Below are 22,101 nucleotides of genomic sequence, written 5' to 3'. Positions count from 1 at the left end.
TTCTACCACATCCTCCGGTAGTGGCCATGATAGCTCCTTTTCGTTTGCACGTTGTAACACCTCGGAGACGGTGTTGCGTGAGCATTGAATACTCGAAGCGATACTGCGCTGACTCAGCCCCATGCTATTGAGCCTTAAAATTTCTCGATACTTGGTCATTTTGATGACCTCCCGTTGGTATTTGTGCACTTGCTAGGCAGACGCACATCTGTACATTCTACCAACGGGGCGGCTCTCTCTACTAACATAGTGGCTCTAATAGATTAACGTGGTGGCTCTCACTCATTAACTCGATGGCTCTATGGCACCGAAATATTCACGTAACGGGGCTTGGACTCATAGGAAATATGGCAGCTCAGCTGGCGCAATTACAGGGTGCTGCTGTGATTGGTATTGATTTATCGGGGGAACGGATTCGAATTGCCGAGCAATGCGGTGTCATTCATGCCATTAGGGGTGGAGAAATCAGCGTGCATGAACAGATTGCCGAATTCACTCTTGGAAAGGGAGTTTCAACCCATATCGAGGCAACAGGGGTGCCTCAAGTGGCCGTCCAAAGTCTCGAGTGGATCGCCAAATTGGGTGAGATCATTTTCCTGGGCAGCCCTCGAGGTGAATATAACACGGATGTAACTGAAATTCTGAACTACTGTCATTTATATGGACGAGGCTGTATTACATTCAAGGGAGCGCACGAATGGCGGTATCCAACGGAGCCTAATGAGTTTGTCAAACATTCTTTGGTTAGAAACTCAAACATCGTATTCGAGCTGATGAAGCAGAAACGGCTGCAGGTCGAACCTTTAATCAGCCATGTGCTGAAGCCGGAGGAAGCGAAGAAAGCTTATGAGGGTCTCCGATTGCATAAGGATCAGTATAGCGGTGTTTTATTTGATTGGAGCGAGACATAAGTCGTAAGAGAGAAGTCAGCGTCACGTTGAGAGATGGAATAAATGAATACGCTTCAGTTATACTTAGGAAATAATGCAGTCGATCATCATCATTCCGCAGGAGGGAAGTACATGGAGACTTGGATGAACAGCATCTCGCCTTTCGTCAGAATGGTCAAAATTCATAAATCCTTCTCTCTGGCGGGTGAATGGATGGATTATGACCATGTATATACTTATATCGAGCAAGGGGAAGCTGAGTTTTTTTTGGACGGGGTCAAATATCAGGTGAAGGAAGGAGACATTCTCCTTATGCCTCCCTTCATGGCGCATATTATTCGCTCAACGTCTGAAGTGCCATTGATCCAATATATCTTTCATTTTGATTTGTATTATGACGAAGAACGAAGTTCTTGGAAGGACCAAACGATTACTGAAGAGCGTAAAGCAATTGCAAACAAGGAGATGCAGCTAGCATATACCTTCCCTATTTCTCACCTGCAGCTGCCGGACCGGATCGAGTTAAAGAAGAGATTCCTGATCATGCAGAGGGAGTTTCTGGATAAGAAATCGGGTTATTCGTTGATTCTTAAGGGGATTTGTTTGGAATTATTAGTTCTTTTTATGAAAGGGCAAATGGGCCATAACGATATAGAAGGTAAAATGACAAAGGGTTGGGTGTTGATTGAAAACACGATCAAATTCATTAATGAAAGATATGGGGACCCTGAACTTGATAATCATACGATAAGTAAACATGTCGGAATTTCGACCAATCATTTATCGTTTTTATTTAAAGATCAACTTGGCATTACGATTCATAAATATTTGACCCATATTCGAATCGAGCAATCGAAAATAAGAATGATCGAAGGGAAGCAAACGTTAACCGCTATTGCTGAGCAGGTGGGCTTTTCAAGTATTTATTTATTCAGCCGCTCTTTCAAGGCTACGGTTGGCGTGAAACCCAGTATGTTTATGGCGATGAATTCTCAGCCAACCATTTCTTAGAATAAGATCATACGCATATGATGAGCTGGGCGCGCAAAGAGGTTGGCGTGTTTGCTATCGCGGCCATCTCCGATGAACGGGAAGCAGTAGGGGGAAATCCGCATGAGGCTCCATCTGATACCAATAGGCAACGGAAGCAACATCGTCGGTTCGTTCGAAAAGCTCTCTGCTGTTATGTCCAATCTGTTGAATCGTGACACGCAGATCGCTCTCGAAATGGATGGGGTCTGGAAGATGCCAACGATACAGTCCATGCATGGGCACGGAATCTTCGCCGAACTTCTCTTTGAGGGTCGTATCCGATTTGGAATAGAACGGGTATCCCAGATAGAGAGTGCTGTAGGGCACCTCGACAGGGATCCCGTTTTCTTTTTCATAAAAGCACCAGGCTCCGCCGAAATAATCCTCCGTCCCCGTTCCGCAAAGGGTTGGCCATTCTTCATCTCCGTCCAAATAAAATTTAATTTCCCCTTCACCCCACCAATAGCGCTCTAATGCTGCCCATGCCAAATAGGTGCCAACATATTTTCCTTTCCCCTTGACTCCGTCTAGAATCGTGTAATCTTTGCCTTCCGTTGTTATATTCTCTCTTCGCCATTGGGCGTGAAAGTAAGCTGTATTCTCTGGGAGCGAATCGACAAGCTCATAATGAAATTGATAGAAGAAGCCGTGAATATCCTCGGCGTGTTGATTCTCGATCGTAATTTTGGCTGATTGCCGGAAAGGCATGGGGAAGTAGCAGTTCATACCGCCTGTGGGATTCACGACGATCGGCTGCGAATTCACCTTGCAGCGTTCACCGAACCCATTGCAGAAGAAATCGCCAAGCGGCACCTCAACAGAAGGCAAGGTTTCATCGTCCCAGTAGATGCGGAGCACTAAATCTCTAAGCACAAAATTCCCCTTGGAGGTAGCATTCGTACAAGTAATCCAGAAGTGCTGCACAATGCCAGTTCCTTGAATATCGGCCAGAACGACCGTTTCTCCTTGTGGTAAAGTGATGCACGGCTTGCCTTTGCGGGCAATACCTAAATTGCTTGCTGCTTTCCCTCCTTGTCCCTTCTCTCCGGTCGGATTCTCTGCTGTGATCCAGCGGGTTCGGCCATGTGTCAGGAATGGAGCTGCAGAGAGTTCATGGATAAAGCCTTGATTTTGCGACATAGGAACATCCACCTTTATCATTATAGTTATGCGAACTTGAAAACATTATATAATGAAGGTAAGCGCGTTCATTTAGCCAAAGTTAATTAAAAGTTAACTATTATTGCTGAAAAGGAAGGATTCTTTCTGTGAGCTTTCAAACTGTCTCCCCTTATGTTCGGATTGCGATGGATAGTATCATACAATCTCCTTGGATGTTAAAAGAAAGAATGATTTGGGACTACGAGCTATTATATCTAATGGAGGGGCGGGCTGACATAACGATCGAGGACAAGATCTATGAAGGCAGACCGGGCGACTTGTTTCTGTTAAAGCCTGGACAGAGGCACTCCATCCAGATCATAGGTGATAAGCCGATTCGGCAGCCGCACGTGCATTTTGATTTGTTCCAGCAGGCGGACAGCGGGGATGTGAAGGTATCGTTCAAAATGCTGCAAGATATGGATGATACGGAGCGAAGCTGGTTTCGCAAGGATGAACTGTCGGGCGCGCTCGTTGATCTCCCGAATTATATTCGATTAAGGGAGCCAAGTCGCGTGGAGCAGCAGCTTTTTGGGATCATCTATGAATTTGAAGCGAAGCTCCCATTGTACGAATGGCGTCTAAAGGGCAGTCTGCTGGAGTTAATTACATCTGTAGTAAGGGAGCATGCATGGAACGGACGATTATTTGAAAATAGTCTCCACCAAGAACTGTTATTGGATATTGAGCGATACATCGCGGCTCACGTTCACCGTGAGTTGAAATTGGATGAACTATCGGAGCGATTCCATATCAGTAAATATTATTTGATCCATTTATTTAATAAAGTATTTGATGTAAGTCCAATTCAATATCATCAGAGAATCCGGCTGGAACGTGCCAAGAATATGATCAGGCATACCTTAATGCCGCTTCAAGAAGTCGCTGATCAGCTAGGATTTTCTAGTATTCATGCATTCAGTCGAGCTTTTAAGAAGAAGGTGGGGGTTTCGCCAGCTGGCTTTAGGAAGGAATTCCGAAATGAGCCTCGTTAAGAATTAGGAAGGTCTTCTATTTAAACCAGCCCTTTTTCCAAAACCAAGCGAACATACCGAATCCAATCCCGAACATGATCACGAGAATGGCAAAATAACCCCCGTGCCATTTCAGTTCAGGCATATAAGCGAAATTCATCCCATATAGACCAGCAATGAACGTTAACGGCATGAAGATCGTCGTGATTACGGTCAACGTTTTCATGATGGCATTCATTCGGTTTGAATTCAGAGAGATGTAGCTATCCCTCATATCCGCCGTCATGTCGCGGTTTGAATCAATCATTTCAGACAGCTTGAGCAGATGATCATGAATATCCGTGAAAAAGACGAGCTGTTCGCGAAGCTCGATTCGATCTGTATTGATGACCCTGTACAGCAAGTCACGCATGGGCACGATAGTACGACGCAATTTCAACAATTTGGCCCGAATACCGAAAATATGTTTCATTAAGACTTCAATGGATTCGGCATCAAAATTGTTCTCGATATCATCCAATTGATCTTCGATTTGGTAGACACTTGGGAAATATTGATCCACCAAATTATCAAGAATTAAATACGCCGCATAAATATGACCTTCATTCCGCAAATGTTCTTGTTCTAAAATTCGGCTCCAAGCATCCTCAATTTCTCTGGATTCATGCAAATGAAAGGTCACAATGAAATTGCTTCCCAGAAACATGTCCACTTCTTCAGCATCCAGTGTTAAAGCATTAATCCCATGCATCACAAAAAAGTGAACGTCCTCATAATGATCCATCTTCGGTCGTTGCAGTAAGAAAAAGCAGTCCTCTATGGCCAGCGGGTGAAAGTGAAAATGACCCTTCAGATGCAGTGCTTCCTCCTCGCTGGGATTATGAAAGTCGACCCAATACCACTTAATGTTCGGGCCTAGAAGCTCCTCGAAGGGGACATTATGGAGCACCTTGAAGTCCATAGTCATAGCAAGGGAACGAATCATTATTAAAACTCCTTGGCTTTTATTTTAACTGTTTAATTTTGTACAACATTATTAAATGTATAGGACCTGAGCTTGATATTGACTCTGATATAACGTGTGATGCAGGGAGTGCTTGTGCGAAATCACACAAGCACTTTATTTATGGTTAGCGGATGAAGCGCATGGCTTTCATCCACATGCACGAAGGCGTCGTACCGCCGAGCCATAAGAGAGGGAACGTAATTCCCTCTCTCATGGCCAGGGCGGTACACGACCCCGATGGCACGGTGCCCCAGCACCTCGTGCCCGAGAACGGGATCCTCCTTGCGCAGCAGGAGGATCTGATCGTGCGCGCCGGCGTGATGCATGAGCTCCTCCCAGCTGCCCGGCTGGGCAGGTGGCATTTGCATCGTCGCCATCGGCGCGCCCCAAGATGTCGCGGCGATGACCGTGCCGCGGTAAGTGCCGAAGCCGATGGCGAACACATCGGCTTCGCCGTGCGCTTCGCGCACGAGCTGGCCGACGTTCACCATACCGTCGGCCATCATATCTGTGGCACGCGCGTCGCCGACGTGCGTGTTGTGCTCCCAGACGATGACTTTGGCGTCTGGGCCGTGGTGGTCGGCGAGGCGGCGCAGCGCCTCGACCATGTGTCGGTCGCGGACGTTCCACGATTCCGCGTCGTGACGGACCATGGTGCGGTAGTAATCCTCAGCGTTCACAGCAACAAGCGCGTTCAATTCCGCGCTAAGAGCTGCTTCGCTGTCTTCTTCGTACCGCACGCGTTTCGCGTGAAGCGCTTGAAGCAGCTTCACAACCTCATCTTGACAGCTTTCGCCGTAAAAAGCCGCCGAAACCCCGTAATTTTGCCCCTCCTTCTCATAAGAGTCGAAGCACTCAAATGCCTTCCGCGCTAGAGCTAACTGCTCGGGTGTGCCTTTTTCCTGTAAATAACGTTCGATTTCTTCTAGTGACTCCCATAAACTATAGACGTCCAGACCATAGAACCCGACGCGCTCTTCCATCGGCTTATCTGCATTGTGTTGGTTGAGCCACTCCATCAACGCCCCAACCTCCTCATTCGCCCACATCCAAGTTGGCCAGCGATTAAATGTTTCCATGACCTCTCGGGAGCTCGGCTTTGCATCCTTGTAATGCTTCACATAACGGTTAACCTCATAACATGACGGCCAGTCGCCCTCGACAGCAATAAAAGAAAAACCTTTCTCTTCAATCAATTTACGGCTTAGCTCCATGCGCAGCTTATAAAATTCCGATGTACCATGCGTTGCCTCACCGAGTAAAACGTACTTCTTGTCCCCGATTGCCTCTACTAATACATCCAAATCTTCGGAGGAGCGCAGCCGCACAGCTTGCTGTTTAATCTGTTCTACAATGGCTTCTTCAACTTTCACATGTTTAACTCCTATTCCTAAAGATTTACATTCTGTAGTATGTACAAAAGTGGGTACAAAAAAAGCGATTCGAATGGATTCGCATTTTTGTAACACAATTGGAACATTCCTGTTACAGTTCTCTAACATAGTGGGTGTATTATAATAAACAAGACCCCCCTTTTTTAATATAAACTTTGGACCTGGCCCCGTTGGCTAGGTCCCCTTTTTTTGTCAGGATGCTCGAACCCAATCTTATTCTAGTCATGGGAGGATGATGACAAAATGATTCGCACAGGAGAACGGTTGTACATTCGCTCCTTTGAAATGGGCGACTCGGAAGCTTTGCTGGCGTTGATGCTGCGCAACCGACAGTTGTTTGAACAAGTGGTGCCAACTCGGTTGGAATCGTTCTACACGCTGGATCACCAAACCAGCAGCATTGAGCTCTGGCAGCAGGCGGATAAAGAGGGAAGACGTCATTCATTCGGTATCTTCCTTAAAGGCACCGATGAGCTCATAGGGGATGCCTCCCTTTTCGAAATCATTCGCGGACCGCTGCAGAAAGCGACGCTAGGTTATTGCTTGGATGCAGCATACAATGGCAAAGGTTATATGACAGAGGCCATCCACCTTGTGTTGGATTACGCTTTCGGAGAGGCGGGACTTCATCGGATCGAAGCTGGGGCTATGCCGCATAACACTGGATCTATTCGGGTGTTGGAGAAGGTTGGTTTCCGTCAAGAGGGCTTAGCTAGGGAAAATGTGAAGATTCAAGGCGTTTGGCGGGACCATGTCATGTTTGCTATATTGGAAAGCGACACTCGCTAATCAAATAGAGACCCAGCCCCTTCGGCGATGAGAGGGGGGAGCTCATTTTTGGAAGTTTTTTTCATCATAGCGTGGTAAAATGGTGATGAGCCATGATTAGTTTAGAGAGGGGCCACACCAATGAGTGCCGAAATCGAAAGAAAGTTCCTATTACCCGCGTTCCCTGCGGCCGAACTGGACAATAATGAGATAACGCTAGTTTCAAAGCAGTACATCTATCAAACATATTTGGCCTTCTCGGCGGATCAAGAAATCAGAGTGCGCCAGCTGGTGGATAGTTCTGGATTGTCGCATTTTACACATACGTTCAAATCGGGGCATGGCTTGGTTCGGGAAGAGATTGAATATAACATATCGGAGCCTATCTATAAGCAGTTGCTTGAACGTACGGGGTTAATTCCATTGGAGAAGATTCGCACCACGGTTGATGTACGGGGGCTCCATTTTGAAATTGATGAATATAAACAAGTAGACCTCCTGGTTGTTGAAGTTGAGTTCCCAGATGTTGAAGCTGCGCGGCTCTTTGTAGTACCTTCTTGGTTTGGGAGAGAGTTAGGATCGGAGGAAGAATTCCGAAATAAGTCAATGTGGGTCAAACTGCAGACGACACGATAAACGAAGTTTTGTTTCGATTTCCTTACAATTGGTTAATAATTTTCATCAAGATATTTCCAATTGTAAGGAGGGATATGACGTGAAAAAAGGACTTGTAAGGCGCAGGAAATCGCCTCTAGCCTTTTATCTAGCGGCGCTCGCTGTAACGATTGCCATGAACAGCAAACATGTCTGACAGAATATGTAACAACTATAAGATAAAGGCTGAGTTTATGACCCAAGTGCGGTCAGCGCTTGGTCTTTTCGCTTTTTTCAGAAGAGTTAAAGTGTTAGATTCGTTAGCGAACTATTAGGAAAAATAATGTTTAGCTAAGATTTAAAATAGATGTTTAACAACAATTACAAAGTATGATGGATGTACAGAAATGATAGCTAACATTTTCAGGAATTGCGAGGGAGGCCACCAATGAACCTGATACATTATTACCGCCAGCAGTTTCTCGAATTAATTTCTCAGTTTGAGCCTAATTGGGAAGAGGATCGTCATTATAGATTTGGATTTCGTTGGAATACGAATGCGAAGTCTTATTTTAAAGAATTTTTTCAAATGACTCAGTTTCCGAGTGAACCCTTGTACTTAGTGTATGCGATTGAGCTTCCTGAAAGATACAAAAAGACGAATATTAGTGAAGTAGTCAAAAACGCTTCGTCTTCGTATGAACTGTCCTTATATTTGTTCTCGGATAAGATTCTGTTATCCTCATGTGTTTCTATAGAAAGCCTGCAGCAGACAACATTAGGTTATGTCAATCAAGCACGAGGGGAAATGATTGATCTTGTTTTCTCTGCGATTCAGATGCGTGTCACTTAACTGGTATTATGCAGAAATCATCTATCGCGTATCTCCGTACAACCATCATCAAGCTATTCTCGTGTTTTACTGGTGACAAAGACGAATTCATAAGAATTTAGGTGATAAGTATGAGGAAATACCGGGTGTTAATCGTTGATGACTCCATCGTAATGAGAAATAGGATTGCGACTCTTTTTGAACAAGATGAACAATTTACAGTGGTAGGATTTGCGGTTAATGGTGCCAATGCGCTGGATAAAATTGTAGAGCTTCAGCCAGACCTTGTAACATTGGATGTAGAAATGCCCGAGCTCGATGGACTAGCTGCTTTGCGTCAAATTATGACCTTCCATCCCGTTCCGGTTATTATGCTGAGCAGCTGCACGGAAGAATGTTCAAATGTTGCTTTGCAAGCTCTGGAGCTAGGGGCTATGGATTTTTTTCAAAAAGAGACACTATTCCAAAGAACTCAGAATGCTCTGATAGAAGAAGAATTTCTGTTACGGTGTAAAACCGCGATGAGGAAGAAGCTGTTCCTACGGAATGAGACGAGTATGCTGGGGAAGGAGCAGTCGATCAAAATCCACTTGGAAATGCTTACATTCCTACTTAAAATGGAAGAGGATATGCTCCATTTTCACGATGAGCTGCAGGATCAAATAAAACAACAGAATGGACTTCTCGTTAAATTTCATCAAGAAAATCATAAATTTATCTATACAACGTGGCAGGGCTCCCTATTTGATCGGCTTGGTATTAAGGAGAGAAATGCAGTAGGCAAGGATTTGTTTACGATCTTTCCGAAAGATAAGGCCAATTTCATGGCACCCTATTATCAAGCGGCATGGGACAATGAAGAAGTGATTGACTTCGAAACAGAATGGCATGGTTATTATTACTTAACCGTTCTTCGTCCGATTAGGCGAGATGGTGTCATTACGGAAGTCATTTCGTTGACTGTAGATATTACGGAGTCACGAAGCATGGAGGAACGTATCCGCTATTTAATCCATCATGACCCTCTGACAGGCCTTCCGAATCGACATGGATTAAGTAAATGGATCGAAGACGCCATTGCGCAGCAGGAACGTTTTGCTGTTGTATTCGTGAATTTGGATCACTTCAAACTGGCCAACGAAATCTTAGTTCATGATACAGGGGACAGAATTCTTCAAGTTATGGCACGCAGATTGAAAAATAGCACCATGATCAAAGATGTTTCTGTTTTCAGAGTAGGAAGCGATGAATTTATTGGTTTGGTTAAGCACCATTCGTTAGCTGAACTTGAAGCGTTCGCTCATACCATTGTTCAAAGTATTAATCAGCCCATTCGTATCCAAGATCATGAAATTTATATGTCTCCCTCGATCGGGATTAGCCAGTATCCGCAAGATGATATGGACCCTGATAATCTGATTCGCTTTGCAGATATTGCTATGGAATACGCCAAGGAGCTAGGCGGGAATCGAGTTCAATATTTCAATTCACAAATTTATGCGAAAATAGAACGTAGAATTAAGATAGAAAAGCATTTGCGAAAGGCATTGGAGAAAAATGAGTTTATTCTTGTGTACCAACCGCAGGTCAATCTATTAGAGAATCAGATCATCGGGTTTGAAAGTTTAATTCGGTGGGAAAGCCCTGAACTGGGGCGCGTATCGCCACTAGAGTTTATTCCTATCGCAGAGGAAACGGGATTAATTTATCCGATTGGAAAATGGGTTCTTAGAGAAGCCTGCGGCCAGAATAAGAGCTGGCAGGAGTTGGGTTTTCCCGCTCAGCTATTTGAAAGAATTCCCGATCCATCATTTGAAAATCGATCAATCCTTTGTGAAGGATATCTCAGTTAATCCTACCAATGCAGCCATTGTAAATACGATCATTGCGCTAGCACGTAACCTAAAGTTAGTTGTGATTGCAGAAGGGGTAGAGAACGAAGACGATTTAAAGATTCTGCAGGAATTCAATTGTGACACCGTACAGGGGTATTTATTTAGCCGCCCGGTAGAAGCCATTGAAGTACCCGAGATTTTCGATAGATTTGCGTGCAATCGAATTGCGAATACATAAGAATCATCCTAACGCCATGATAGCGATTATCGGATCAGTGGCGTTTTTGTATTTCATATTTTTGGTAAAAAATAGTGTGGACCTGCCATAATTCGACATATTATAATAGATGATAGAAACAAATTAGGTATAAAGGAGGGATTTTAGTGATTAAGGTGCTTATTATCGAAGACGACGTCATTATAGGACAAATGATAAGCATGTATCTTTCGGAAGATCAATTTGAAGTGAAACAAGCGGTAAATGGACATGATGGATTGCGGGAAATCGTTCAGTTTCAGCCTGATGTGATTCTATTGGATCTCGTGTTGCCAGATTATGAGGGGTTAGAGCTATGCGGGGCCATTAGAGAACTAAGCTCGGTTCCTATTATTGTGATATCCACGAAAACAAACATTAAGGAGAAGGTGGAGGCCTTTAATATTGGGGCTGATGACTATCTGTGTAAGCCGTTTAGCATGCAGGAGTTAAAAGCACGGATCAAAGCCTCGCTTCGCATGGCGGACATACAGGTTTCTGCTGCCGGTGGTTCGGAAGGCACAGAGTCAGAGTCACAATATCCTGACTTTACACTGGATGTAGAGCGCAGGTTGATTGTGATCAAAGATCAAAAAATTGATATCACAAACTCGGAATTTGAAATTATGAAACGTTTTATTCACTATCCAGGCAGAGTGTTTAGACGCGATGAGCTCATAGATACTTTATATCGGATGGGTGAAATCGTGAATGACCGCGCCATTGATGTACATATAACGAATCTCCGTCGAAAAATAGAGCAGAATCCAAAGGAGCCTCAGTATATTAAAACCGTCTGGGGTGTCGGTTATAAATTTGTATATCTTTCAGCTATTTAAGGTGTGTAATTAAGCGATGAGGTGAATAGAAGTGCTCAAAGATCTACTGAACAATTTCTCGATATTGGCTGTTTTTATCTTCTTGTCTATCGAGATTTTCTATTCACCTCGATTTAAAGCCACACCGAGATGGAAATATCGCCTAATCGCTGGTTTGATGCATGGGATCTATGGTGTCATTCTAACTTTTCTTGGCGTACATGTTACTGAAAGACATATATTGGATTTAAAAGCGATTGCCATTCTGATGGCTACATTCATTGGTGGCGGAATTTCTGGTTTTATTGCCACAATGATTATGATTATTGGCAGGACGCTGATAGATCCTTCTGTTTTCTTTCGAATCTCAACACTAGGACTGCTCATATTTGCGGTAACCGCGCTAACCAATCATTACATCCACAGTTATTGGAGGAAATGGACTTTATTCATTATGTGTCCTATCAGCGTCTTGTTCGTTGATATGGTGCTTATTTATCATATTCCTTTTGCCAGGCTAGTCATTCCAGCTTTACTTCTGCATTTGGGAGGCGGCTTATTCGCAGCAGCGTTAATCCGCTATTTCTTACGGGCAGAGGAGCTAAGGAGTCAGGTAAGTCATATCCAACAAGAGTTATTGGATATTCTTCGGCTGCAGCCCGGCATCACATTTAAACTAAAAAAAATTCATAATCAATTTATATATTCCATGATTGATGGCCAGTTGTTACGAAATCTTGGACTGCATCCGCAAGATTTAATAGATAAAAATATCCAATCCATCAAAGGTTTTACTACCGAATTCACAACGTTTATCATTGCGAAATTCGAAGAAGCATGGAAAGGGAACAAAGTTGCTTATGAGGATCAAATAAAGGGGAAGATCGCCTTTACAAACTTGCAGCCTGTATTTGAAGGCGAGCAGGTGGTCGAGATCATCGGCTCTAAGACAGATATTACAGAGAGAATAGCAGCAGAGCGGCGTATTCAGGAGAGTGAAGCGCGTTATCGTATCCTTGTCGAGAATTCACAGGAAGGAATTCTTGGGTTCACGAAGGAAGGCGAGATTACCTCTGTTAATCAAATTGTTTCCCTGATGACTCATGCGTCAACTTCGGACATGTTGGGCCAAAAAATAACCAAGTTTCTCCCGGAGGCCGAGCAAATTCATTGGGATTCCCATTTCCAGGAAGTCATCCTGAATGGCGGTAACGTACGGTTTGAAATGAGTCTTCCGTCCTCGGAGGGTGCTCGAAGAGATTATTGTATCACGCTTTCGGTCTACCATGATGCGAGTGGCGAAATCGATGGTATTGTCGGTACCATACATGATTTCACAGAGGTCACCATGCGGCATGCGGCCGATCAAGCGAACCAAGCCAAAAGTCAATTTATAGCCAAAATGAGTCATGAAATTAGAACTCCCTTGAACGGTATCATTGGCCTTTCTCAACTTCTCGGGAAAACCTCGCTCTCCGACCATCAAAAGGATTATCTACATAAAATAAAATCTTCATCCCATACACTGCTTGGCATTATTAATGATGTTCTTGACCTTTCCAAAGTAGAAGCGGGAAAACTCGAAGTAGAACGTACCGGCTTTCAGTTAGATGAGCTTCTCAAGGATCTCGCCAGTATACTAAGTGTCTTATCTAATAGTCGCCAGATCGAGCTTATTTTTAATACAGCAGCTGAATTGCCCAACCATATTCTCGGAGATCCGCTGAGACTGAAGCAAGTACTGCTTAATCTTTGCAGCAATGCGATCAAATTTACTTCAGAGGGCTATGTGATGCTCCAAATTGAGTTGGAACCACATACGTCCAAAGAAGAAATAATGCTTAGCTTTACCGTAGAGGATAGTGGTATAGGCATATCTCCAGATCGGTTAGCCTTTATTTTTGATCCCTTTTCTCAGGCAGATGGATCTACAAGTCGTGAATATGGGGGAACTGGATTGGGGCTTACGATCAGCCAACATTTGATTGGACTTATGGGTGGGTCTTTAGCAGCTGAAAGCGAAGTGGGTAAAGGTAGCAGATTTACATTTACACTCCCTTTTCAAATCATAGAACTCGCTGATCCAGATGAATGGGATTTAACCAAAGAGCATACGACGTATCAAGTTTTGCTGGTCGAAGATCATCCCCTGATGCGCAGCAGCTTACGGGACACTTTGGAGTCATTCGCCTTAATTGTTTCGGAGGTGCCTTCCTGGAAAGCTATGTTTGAACATTTGAAGACGTTGGGATCCGATGACGACAAGTACGATTGTATCCTGCTTGATATGGAAATTGAAGATATGTATGGCATAGATACATGGCAGACATTTATCGAGTCGATCCAAAGAGATCAAACGCTTGCTGTATGCTTAACTTCCCCGCTTGGCAAAGAAGAAATGTTGAAACTTTCGATAAATGAGAGACCAGATGCTGTCATGGTTAAACCGATTTGCCGTTTGGAGCTCTATCAAACATTGGAATCCTTGTTTAACCCGCACAATCAAACTCCAAGAAGAGGCAAGTCTTTGCAAGCTATTTCCGCAAGTGTTAGCAAGAAAGGGCGGATCCTTCTCGTGGAGGATAATGAAATTAATCAGCAGGTGGCCATGGAGTTTCTAAAGGAGCATGAATTTGAGATCACGATCGCGGAAAATGGCCAGGAAGCTATTGAAAAACTGACAATCGACGACGAATACGATTTGATTTTGATGGATATTCACATGCCGATCATGGACGGCGTTGAAGCGACAGCGCACATTCGGCAGATCCCCAACTATATGAATATCCCCATCATCGGACTGACGGCCAACGTGGTTAAGCAGGATCATGAAGATTATATTCGTTACGGCATGAATGACGTCATTAGTAAGCCTTTTGATATCAAACGTCTCTTTAGTGTGATTAATAAATGGATAGAACTACCTACTTCAATAGAAGCTAGTCAGACGAAAGTAAACGATTTTTATAAGCAAATTGAAGCGATAGATTGGCAAGCTGCACTTGCCCGTCTAGAAGGAAAAGAAAGTATTCTAATCGTCATGCTTCAGTTGTTCAAGAGAAATTATACAACTTTTGTCGAGCAGCTAATGCTGAGTATTCTTGAAGAGGATTGGAAGGCTGTCAAAAGGGCTATCCATACACTTATCGGTGTTGCCGGAAGTATTTCCGCTAATCGGTTACATGAAGCAGCAAGTTATTTGGAACTTGCCATCATGCAAAAAGATGAATTCCATGATCAACTTATCGAAGTGGCGGAGGAAATAAAGCGAATTACCGCATTTATCCCCGATGAAGCTTCTTAGTGAATGGAATTGACTAGATCAATTTCAGATACAAACTTGATAATTTCAGCCATTGTTTGAAAGAGGACCTTGACCGTATGATGAAGGTAAGGAAAGACGTATTACTTTCTCAAACAGGAGAGGGGATTAGCTGCCATGTTTGTTAAGAAACCAGATCTTATGTCACCTATCACGGAAGAGCAGTATGGCCAATTTGAAAGAGACGGGTATTTGCTTATTAAGAAAGGCTGCAGCAGCGATCTCATTGATGCCTTTAATGGACACATCTATGATATTCGAAACCAAGCGGAAATACCCAAGTGGGCTGCCTGTGAAGAAAGCAAGAAGTTCTCCCTGCGATTGTTTAATCCGCACAAGCATGACAGCTTTTCTCGCCAAATGATGAAGCTTCCCATCATCCGAGGTGTGCTGGCTCAATTAATGGGCAGAGAGGCAAACTGTGTGCAAAGCATGTACTTCTACAAGGAACCAGGTTCACCGGGACAGGCCTCGCATCAGGATTATTACTATATCAAAAATGACCCCATGACGATGATAGCTGCTTGGATCGCTTTGGAAGAAGTCGTCGATATCGAAAACGGCTGTCTCTGGGTCATCCCTGGCACACATAAGCTTGGACTGCTGCCTCATGGCGCAGTGAAAAATATTGAAGAGCACGAATCATGGACGGACGAGACAGAAGGCGCAGACCTTAGCAAGCAAATCCCAGTCGAGATGGAGAAAGGAGATATCCTCTTCTTTAGTGAGCTGCTTATCCATTCGTCCAATAAGAATCGAAGCAAGGACCGTTGGCGACGTTCCTATGTATGCCACTACATTCGAGAGGATTCGTTTGTTACTCAGAGGGAAGATTTGAGAGAAAAATTTCCGTTGTACTAATGACCTTGTGGCTGATAGGAACGTTGATAACAAGAAAGCTAACTCTTTTTTCAGCCAAGGCTGGAAAGGGTTAGCTTATTTTATTTACGCATACACATATCAATCAAAAATAACTATAATTAAACTCCCCAACTTACAAATAAAGGAACTTCATACGCTACAGAGAAAAGTGTTAATAGGACTGAAAACAGAAGGAGATCGACGAATGGAAACTGGGTTAGAGAAATGGATCATAGAAGCAGATATTGCAAGTATGCAGCAAGCAATGACTACGGGGAAGGTTACTTCGGAACAATTGGTTCTTATATATTTAACCCGAATAGAAAAGTACGACTCCGTATTAAATACCATTTTAGAAATAAATCCAGATGCTATAGACATAGCTAAAGATTTAGATGAAGAACGAAAGGTGAAGGGCAGTCGTGGTCTCCTGCATGGTATTCCTATTCTGTTGAAGGATAATATCGATACACACGATCGGATGCATACAAGTGCGGGTTCCATCGCATTAGCGGAATCCTTCGCAGCAGCCGACTCCTTCGTGGCGGCACAGCTTCGAGCGGCAGGGGCTGTGCTGCTGGGTAAAACAAATATGACCGAATGGGCGGGCTACATGTCAGGTGATATTTGGGCCGGTTATAGCTCAAGAGGTGGTCTCACCTTAAATCCTTACGGCCTTGGCGAATTATTCGTTGGCGGTTCAAGCTCTGGCTCAGCAGCAGCTACGGCAGCGAATTTAGCAGCAGCGGCAATTGGAACGGAAACATCGGGCTCTATCATCAGCCCTTCCAGCCAGAATAGTCTAGTCGGCATTAAACCAACGATTGGACTAGTTAGCCGAACGGGCATTATCCCAATCGCTCATAGTCAGGACACAGCGGGGCCTATAGCAAGAACAGTTAGTGATGCAGCGATTTTGCTCGGCGCTTTAACCAAGATAGATGAGCGTGATGTTGAGACATTAGCGAGTAAAGGGCGTTCTTTCCAAGACTACACGCCATTCTTAGATGCCAATTATTTGCAGCAAGCTAGAATAGGGATCCCGAGATTTTATTATCAACAATTAGACAAGGCTCGGCTTGATATTGTAGAGGCGGCTATCGCCGTTTTGAAACAAAAGGGTGCTACAATCGTTGATCCGGTAGAGCTCCCGTGCGAACAGACGCAATGGGATGGCAATGTCATGAGGTATGAATTTAAGAAAGACTTGAATGATTATTTATCCAAATTGTCAGGTGAGGTACCCGTCCATTCATTGGCAGACGTTATTGCCTACAATGAAGCACATGCAGATCAAGCATTGAAATATGGGCAAGGAACCTTAATCTGGTCAGAGGAAACAAGCGGGACACTAACGGAACAAGCCTATTTAGACAGCAAAAAGAGGGATAAAGAGATGTCGCGTGAGCTGGGGATCGATCATGCATTAGAGGAGCATCAACTGGATGCACTCCTATTCCTAGGAGCCGAGGATGGGGCAGATCTTGCGGCAAAAGCCGGTTACCCATCCATTACTGTCCCTGAAGGGTATGCGGCGTCGGGGATTATCGCACCAGGCGGGTACATAACGAAGGGACCACAAGGGATCACCTTTGTAGGAACGGCATTTAGCGAACCCGCTTTGATAAAAATTGCTTATGGGTTTGAGCAGGCTACGAAACATCGCATTCAACCCGAGTTAGCAACTGCTGCGAAAATAGAGGTAGAATAAAATGATGAATCTAAGAACGATGGTTGTTGGATTAACCGACGATCATGTGGCTAAGGCATTCATGCGGTTATGGGAACATGAGGATGGAACATTAAAAGTTTGGCGAGCAAGCTCCAACTTCGTATATCGATTTGAAAATAAAGGTAAGAAATTCTTTTTGAGGTTCTCTTTTGAAGGAGAACAGTCCCAGGAGCAAGTAGAAGCTGAGCTTGATTTCATAAACTACTTAGCCTTATCCCATTATCCTACAATTGTACCTATACGTTCTAGCGAGGGTAAGCTAGTTGAAAGAGTAACACAAGTGAAGGGTTATATATTGGTGTTGTGTTCAGTGACGCGGAAGGGGAAAGTTTAGATTGTGATCAAATGAACGATTCGCAGATGGAGTCGTGGGGGAAATCACTCGGCAGCTTACATACATGCTCACAGGTATATGAACCTGCTAAAGAAATAAAGCGTAAGGATTGGCGAGATGGACTGGATCATATTGCAGTGGTAATAGAACGTCATTCACATGAAAAAGAAGCCTTGCTGGAGCTAGATAACCTGAGGATTTGGCTTTATTCTTTAAAGCAATCCAAGCATGAGTATGGTCTCATTCATTATGATTTTCAACAGGATAACATTTTCTGGCATACAAGTACGTCGCAATTTCATATTATTGATTTTGATGATGCTATGTATCATTGGTATGCAATGGATATTGTTGCAGCTCTTGCTGACGTATTGGATAATAAGGAGAGGGATTCCAGCCGTCAGGTAGAATGCTTTTTGAGAGGCTACACGACGATATTTCCATTAGACAAGCAAATGATAGAACACTTTCCAAAGTTCCTACGGTTCTCTAAACTCTATAGCTTTTCAAGAATCCTAACAGCTTTGGAGGATAGTGATCTATCAAATACGCCACCATGGTATGCAGGATTGAGATTAAAGCTCATGACAATGAGGGACGAAATGAGGCTTGGTTTCAGCAACCCATGGTGACCTACTGATCAGCACCGCTTAAGGAGGATTACACCTTGGAAATAAGGCGATTATGGCAACAAGATATACCACAAGTGCAAGCACTAATGATGGACGTGGTGTCACGTCTTCCTTCTGATGCGCTTTATTCGATGGACCGCTTGGAGGCACTATACGAATATGTCCAAGACAAGGGAGAGATGTATGGCACTTTTCAAGGTGAAAAGCTTGTTGCTTATACGGTTATCGCATTTCCCGGTCTAAGTGCCAATAATCTCGGACGTGAGCTTGGAGTGCCGGAAGATGATCTACCAAGAGTTGCTTCTCTGGAAGGATCCATTGTCCATGAATCAGTCAGAGGACAAGGGCTGCAGCGGCATTTTCATGCCTTGAGGGAACAGCGCGCGCGGGAGCAAGGTATGTTACACCTCTACGCAACCGTACATCCTGACAATGCGATCAGTCGGCAAAACTTAGAAGCAGCAGGCTTCTCACTTCAATTCACCCGCCCGATGTATGGCGGTCTTCTAAGACATTGCTATGCGAAGAAGCTTGAAGTACTAGACTAGTAAGTTATTGGGAAACAGCAAGTTCTCTAACCTTTTTCCATGCATCCAAATGCTTTTCCAAATGACCAACTAAGGAATTGAGATCATTCAGAAATTGTTCCTTATCATGCACATCGACGTCAAAAGCATCAACTTGAAAATCACTAGGTGCAGGAATTACGTTAAGCATTTGCAGTAGTTTGGTTTGAATTGGGCTAGATGTTGGGCTACTTGTTGTACTAGTTGAAGCTGCAGATAGCCCGCTTTGTATGGGTGTTTCTGTTTTATTTTCCGAGACTATTTCCTTAGATTTCTCCGCTTTCTCCACTTTTGTCGGAGCTTTTGCAGCCGCAGGCTTAGCCCGTTCTGCTCGGTTGTTTTGGAAGACGGACCAAGTTTCGACCAGCTCATGACCTGTTTTATAGAGAAGCTTCCCTTTGGTGCTTTCCGAAATATCTTTATCTTTGAACATGCGAGCAATCTTTTTGACATCACTGACAGGCATTTCATCTCTGGCAATAATCAAAGCTAGCGAATCGCGGTGCTCAATCGGTAAATCTTTGATAGGCAGCAGCTGATCCTCGGTCAACTTGTCTTTTCGAATTTCTGTGCCGCTTACGATCAGTTTTTTGATTGAATTACCAAACTTTAACAAATCACATTTGTTTTTGATGTAAGTTTCCGGCTTGCCAAGTTTACTAGAAAGGTATTTAATAGAAGAACTGAATTTGGAATCATTCATAAGTTTATGGAAGGCCTCGGCTTCCTCAATGGGGGAAAAGCCTTCCCTCGTCAGATTCTCTGCAATCTGTTCTAAATAAATCTCCAACTCATCCGTTACGGTCGATACGATACAGGACATAGTAGGGCGTCCCAGCATTTTGCTAGCTTTGTATCTCCGGTTCCCGTAAATAATTTTGTATCGATTGTCAGCCGTTGTTCTCACTTTAATCGGAGAGAGTAAGCCAATCTCCTCGATGCTTTTCATTAATTCTTGGAGCGCCTCTTCATCGAATTGATATCGGGGCTGATCCGTATCCTCGTCAATTAAATGCATGGGAATTTCATGTATATCCATATTCATTTCTCCATTCGTTCAGGTTGTCCTTGGATTATTATATAACAAGAAACAAAATCGTGGTAATGCCATTCATGGTACTAGAGATCGGAGGTCAATCATGTTTACCTGTCAAATAAGTGATGAACTCGAATTAAAGCTTTTAGAAGTCAGGCATGCAGATGCCCTATTCCAATTGGTCAATCAGAATTGTGCCTATTTAGCGAAATGGTTTCCATGGGTTGAACAAACAACAAAAGTAGAAGACACAAGGGTTTTCATAGAATCGGAACTTAGCCGATTTGCAAAGAACAAGGGCATTTATTGCGGCATCTTTTATCAAAATGAGATCGTAGGTTGTATTAGTCTACACGAAATAGATTGGGTAAATATGAAAACGTCAATTGGATACTGGCTTGCAGAGGGGTATCAAGGGAAAGGCATCATGACGGATTCTTGTAAATGTATAGTGAATTACTCCTTGAAAGAGTTGAAATTAAACAGGATCGAAATCAGAGCTCGAACAGATAACTTCAAGAGCCGCGCAATCCCGGTGAGGTTGAAATTCAAGCATGAAGGAACAATTAGACAGGCTGAGTGCAGTTATAACACCTTTCACGATCATGAGGTTTATGGGATTTTGGCAAATGAATGGGAGTAAATAGCGTGGAAACTTTAACAAAACGACGTACCAAACTGCACTACGGCTGGATTGTTGTCCTGGTAACTTTCTTCACCTTGATTGTATCTGCGGGTATACGCTCGGTGCCTAGCATCTTCATGCTTCCATTTGAAAAAGAGTTCGGTTGGGGCCGCGCGGATGTATCCTCTGTTGTCTCCATTAATATTTTCTTGTATGGTCTGATGGGGCCTTTCTCGGCTGCATTGATGGAGCGTTTTGGTACCCGTCGGGTGGTGCTGATCTCCCTGATTTGCATCGCGGCCAGCCTTTCGCTGACGCCTATGATCACGGCTTTGTGGCAGTTTGATTTGCTTTGGGGGGTCGTGGTGGGGCTTGGAACGGGTTCGCTTGCCAACGTGCTCGGTGTAACGATCGCGAATCGATGGTTTATTCAGAACAAAGGCGTAGTGGTTGGCATTCTGACAGCCAGCGCGGCTACAGGACAACTGCTGTTTCTGCCGCTTCTCGCTAAAATAACGGTGGACGTCGGTTGGCGCTATGCCATTTATACAGCGATCGCTGTGATTGCGGTGTTAATCCCTGTGGTAGCGATCTGGATGCGCAATCATCCTTATGACATCGGTGCTGCTCCCTATGGATCTGATCAAGTCATCAAGCCTGCCGAATTCAAAGGCAACCTATTTATGACCCCTCTGCTTACGCTGCGAGATGCCAGTAAGAACAAGGCATTCTGGCTGCTTGCTGGGACGTTCTTTTTCTGCGGATTCTCCACGAATGGGTTAATTGGTACGCATCTGATTCCGGCCTGCGGGGATTTTGGCATTCCTGAAGTAACCGCAGCGGGATTGTTGGCGCTCATGGGGATCTTTGATCTGGTCGGGACGACGATGTCCGGTTGGTTGACCGATCGATTTGACGGGCGTTGGCTGCTGTTTTGGTACTATGGGCTTCGCGGAATATCACTGATTTTTCTGCCGGAAGCGCTTGGTTTAGGCTATACGGAGCTTCTTATTTTTGCCGTTTTCTACGGCTTGGATTGGATTGCAACCGTTCCGCCAACCGTGAAGATCGCATCGGATATTTTCGGCAAAGAGAAGGCAGGCATGGTCTTTGGTTGGGTTGTAGTAGCGCACCAGCTGGGAGCATCCTTTGCTGCCTATGAAGCAGGTCTGCTAAGAGATTTGTTAGGCAGTTATTCGCTGCCATTTCTTATGGCGGGCTTCGTATGTATGATTGCTGCCATCATGGCCGTACGAATTCGACGTACAGGAATTGCGGCTAAAGCGTTGTAAAATCAGACAACATGAAGGACTCAGCCAATCTAGGCTAGGTCCTTCTTATTTATTTCAACATCTATTTTGGTAAATTAAAACTAAATTCAATAAAAAGATTGCATCGGAAGGTTTAGAGATGAAATAATAGAGGGTGATGAT

21 protein-coding genes are annotated in these 22,101 nt (G+C 44.1%); 17 read left to right on the top strand and 4 right to left on the bottom strand.

Features of this window, described 5'->3' with window-relative positions; all coding sequences use genetic code 11:
* Positions 1-347 precede the first annotated feature (347 nt).
* Positions 348-911 carry a zinc-binding dehydrogenase gene (locus G519_RS44785; protein WP_244280238.1) on the top strand — a complete coding sequence of 188 codons (564 nt, stop codon included), beginning with the start codon at positions 348-350 and terminating at the stop codon, positions 909-911.
* A gap of 111 nt (positions 912-1,022) precedes the next feature.
* A complete protein-coding gene (locus G519_RS0127455) occupies positions 1,023-1,901 on the top strand; it encodes an AraC family transcriptional regulator (RefSeq protein ID WP_029197424.1) in 879 nt (292 codons plus the stop codon).
* 54 nt (positions 1,902-1,955) lie between these two features.
* Here the strand turns inward: G519_RS0127455 and G519_RS0127450 are convergent, their stop codons facing one another.
* Positions 1,956-3,062 carry a glycoside hydrolase family 172 protein gene (locus G519_RS0127450; protein WP_029197423.1) on the bottom strand — a complete coding sequence of 369 codons (1,107 nt, stop codon included), beginning with the start codon at positions 3,060-3,062 and terminating at the stop codon, positions 1,956-1,958.
* 128 nt (positions 3,063-3,190) lie between these two features.
* Between G519_RS0127450 and G519_RS0127445 the strand changes: the two genes are divergently transcribed.
* A complete protein-coding gene (locus G519_RS0127445; protein ID WP_029197422.1) occupies positions 3,191-4,078 on the top strand; it encodes an AraC family transcriptional regulator in 888 nt (295 codons plus the stop codon).
* A gap of 16 nt (positions 4,079-4,094) precedes the next feature.
* Here the strand turns inward: G519_RS0127445 and corA are convergent, their stop codons facing one another.
* Positions 4,095-5,042 (bottom strand): magnesium/cobalt transporter CorA, encoded by a 948-nt coding sequence (gene corA / locus G519_RS0127440; protein ID WP_029197421.1) that lies wholly within the window; start codon positions 5,040-5,042, stop codon positions 4,095-4,097.
* Between the two features lie 122 nt (positions 5,043-5,164).
* Positions 5,165-6,436, bottom strand: coding sequence for an erythromycin esterase family protein (locus tag G519_RS0127435; protein ID WP_036633903.1), 1,272 nt, complete (start codon positions 6,434-6,436; stop codon positions 5,165-5,167).
* Positions 6,437-6,700: 264 nt separating this feature from the next.
* Here G519_RS0127435 and G519_RS0127430 point away from each other — a divergent pair, with 264 nt between their 5' ends.
* From G519_RS0127430 to G519_RS0127375, 12 genes are all read left to right on the top strand, one after another.
* The gene (locus tag G519_RS0127430; protein WP_029197419.1) at positions 6,701-7,246 is read left to right on the top strand and encodes a GNAT family N-acetyltransferase; all 546 of its coding nucleotides are present in this window, start codon (positions 6,701-6,703) and stop codon (positions 7,244-7,246) included.
* A gap of 120 nt (positions 7,247-7,366) precedes the next feature.
* Positions 7,367-7,861 (top strand): CYTH domain-containing protein, encoded by a 495-nt coding sequence (locus tag G519_RS0127425; RefSeq protein WP_029197418.1) that lies wholly within the window; start codon positions 7,367-7,369, stop codon positions 7,859-7,861.
* Between the two features lie 406 nt (positions 7,862-8,267).
* Positions 8,268-8,672: a hypothetical protein gene (locus tag G519_RS0127415; RefSeq protein ID WP_029197417.1), complete on the top strand. Its 405-nt coding sequence runs from the start codon at positions 8,268-8,270 to the stop codon at positions 8,670-8,672.
* Between the two features lie 110 nt (positions 8,673-8,782).
* Entirely contained in the window at positions 8,783-10,504 is a 1,722-nt protein-coding gene (locus tag G519_RS0127410; RefSeq protein WP_084160361.1) for a diguanylate cyclase domain-containing protein, read from the top strand.
* Entirely contained in the window at positions 10,485-10,724 is a 240-nt protein-coding gene (locus G519_RS0127405; protein ID WP_244280237.1) for an EAL domain-containing protein, read from the top strand. The genes G519_RS0127410 and G519_RS0127405 overlap by 20 nt, the downstream gene beginning before the upstream one ends.
* A gap of 146 nt (positions 10,725-10,870) precedes the next feature.
* A complete protein-coding gene (locus G519_RS0127400) occupies positions 10,871-11,581 on the top strand; it encodes a response regulator transcription factor (protein WP_029197414.1) in 711 nt (236 codons plus the stop codon).
* Between the two features lie 31 nt (positions 11,582-11,612).
* Positions 11,613-14,864, top strand: coding sequence for a response regulator (locus G519_RS47875; protein WP_051253732.1), 3,252 nt, complete (start codon positions 11,613-11,615; stop codon positions 14,862-14,864).
* Between the two features lie 135 nt (positions 14,865-14,999).
* Positions 15,000-15,743 carry a phytanoyl-CoA dioxygenase family protein gene (locus G519_RS0127390; RefSeq protein WP_029197413.1) on the top strand — a complete coding sequence of 248 codons (744 nt, stop codon included), beginning with the start codon at positions 15,000-15,002 and terminating at the stop codon, positions 15,741-15,743.
* 205 nt (positions 15,744-15,948) lie between these two features.
* A complete protein-coding gene (locus G519_RS0127385; RefSeq protein WP_029197412.1) occupies positions 15,949-17,454 on the top strand; it encodes an amidase family protein in 1,506 nt (501 codons plus the stop codon).
* A 1-nt stretch (position 17,455) separates the two neighbouring features.
* Positions 17,456-17,809 (top strand): aminoglycoside phosphotransferase/kinase family protein, encoded by a 354-nt coding sequence (locus G519_RS49310; RefSeq protein ID WP_051253731.1) that lies wholly within the window; start codon positions 17,456-17,458, stop codon positions 17,807-17,809.
* Between the two features lie 11 nt (positions 17,810-17,820).
* Entirely contained in the window at positions 17,821-18,441 is a 621-nt protein-coding gene (locus tag G519_RS48500) for a phosphotransferase enzyme family protein (RefSeq protein ID WP_051253730.1), read from the top strand.
* 35 nt (positions 18,442-18,476) lie between these two features.
* Positions 18,477-18,989: a GNAT family N-acetyltransferase gene (locus G519_RS0127375; protein ID WP_029197411.1), complete on the top strand. Its 513-nt coding sequence runs from the start codon at positions 18,477-18,479 to the stop codon at positions 18,987-18,989.
* 4 nt (positions 18,990-18,993) lie between these two features.
* Here G519_RS0127375 and G519_RS0127370 read toward each other — a convergent pair whose 3' ends face one another.
* The gene (locus G519_RS0127370) at positions 18,994-20,046 is read right to left on the bottom strand and encodes a ParB/RepB/Spo0J family partition protein (RefSeq protein ID WP_029197410.1); all 1,053 of its coding nucleotides are present in this window, start codon (positions 20,044-20,046) and stop codon (positions 18,994-18,996) included.
* Between the two features lie 100 nt (positions 20,047-20,146).
* Between G519_RS0127370 and G519_RS0127365 the strand changes: the two genes are divergently transcribed.
* Positions 20,147-20,686, top strand: a complete 540-nt coding sequence (locus G519_RS0127365; protein ID WP_029197409.1) for a GNAT family N-acetyltransferase — start codon at positions 20,147-20,149, stop codon at positions 20,684-20,686.
* Positions 20,687-20,691: 5 nt separating this feature from the next.
* The gene (locus G519_RS0127360; protein WP_029197408.1) at positions 20,692-21,960 is read left to right on the top strand and encodes an MFS transporter; all 1,269 of its coding nucleotides are present in this window, start codon (positions 20,692-20,694) and stop codon (positions 21,958-21,960) included.
* The last annotated feature ends 141 nt before the right edge of the window (positions 21,961-22,101 follow it).

The organism is Paenibacillus alginolyticus DSM 5050 = NBRC 15375 (genome assembly GCF_000422905.1).
In the GTDB taxonomy this organism is placed as follows: domain Bacteria; phylum Bacillota; class Bacilli; order Paenibacillales; family NBRC-103111; genus Paenibacillus_E; species Paenibacillus_E alginolyticus.
This window is presented reverse-complemented; position numbering and strand designations above follow the sequence as displayed.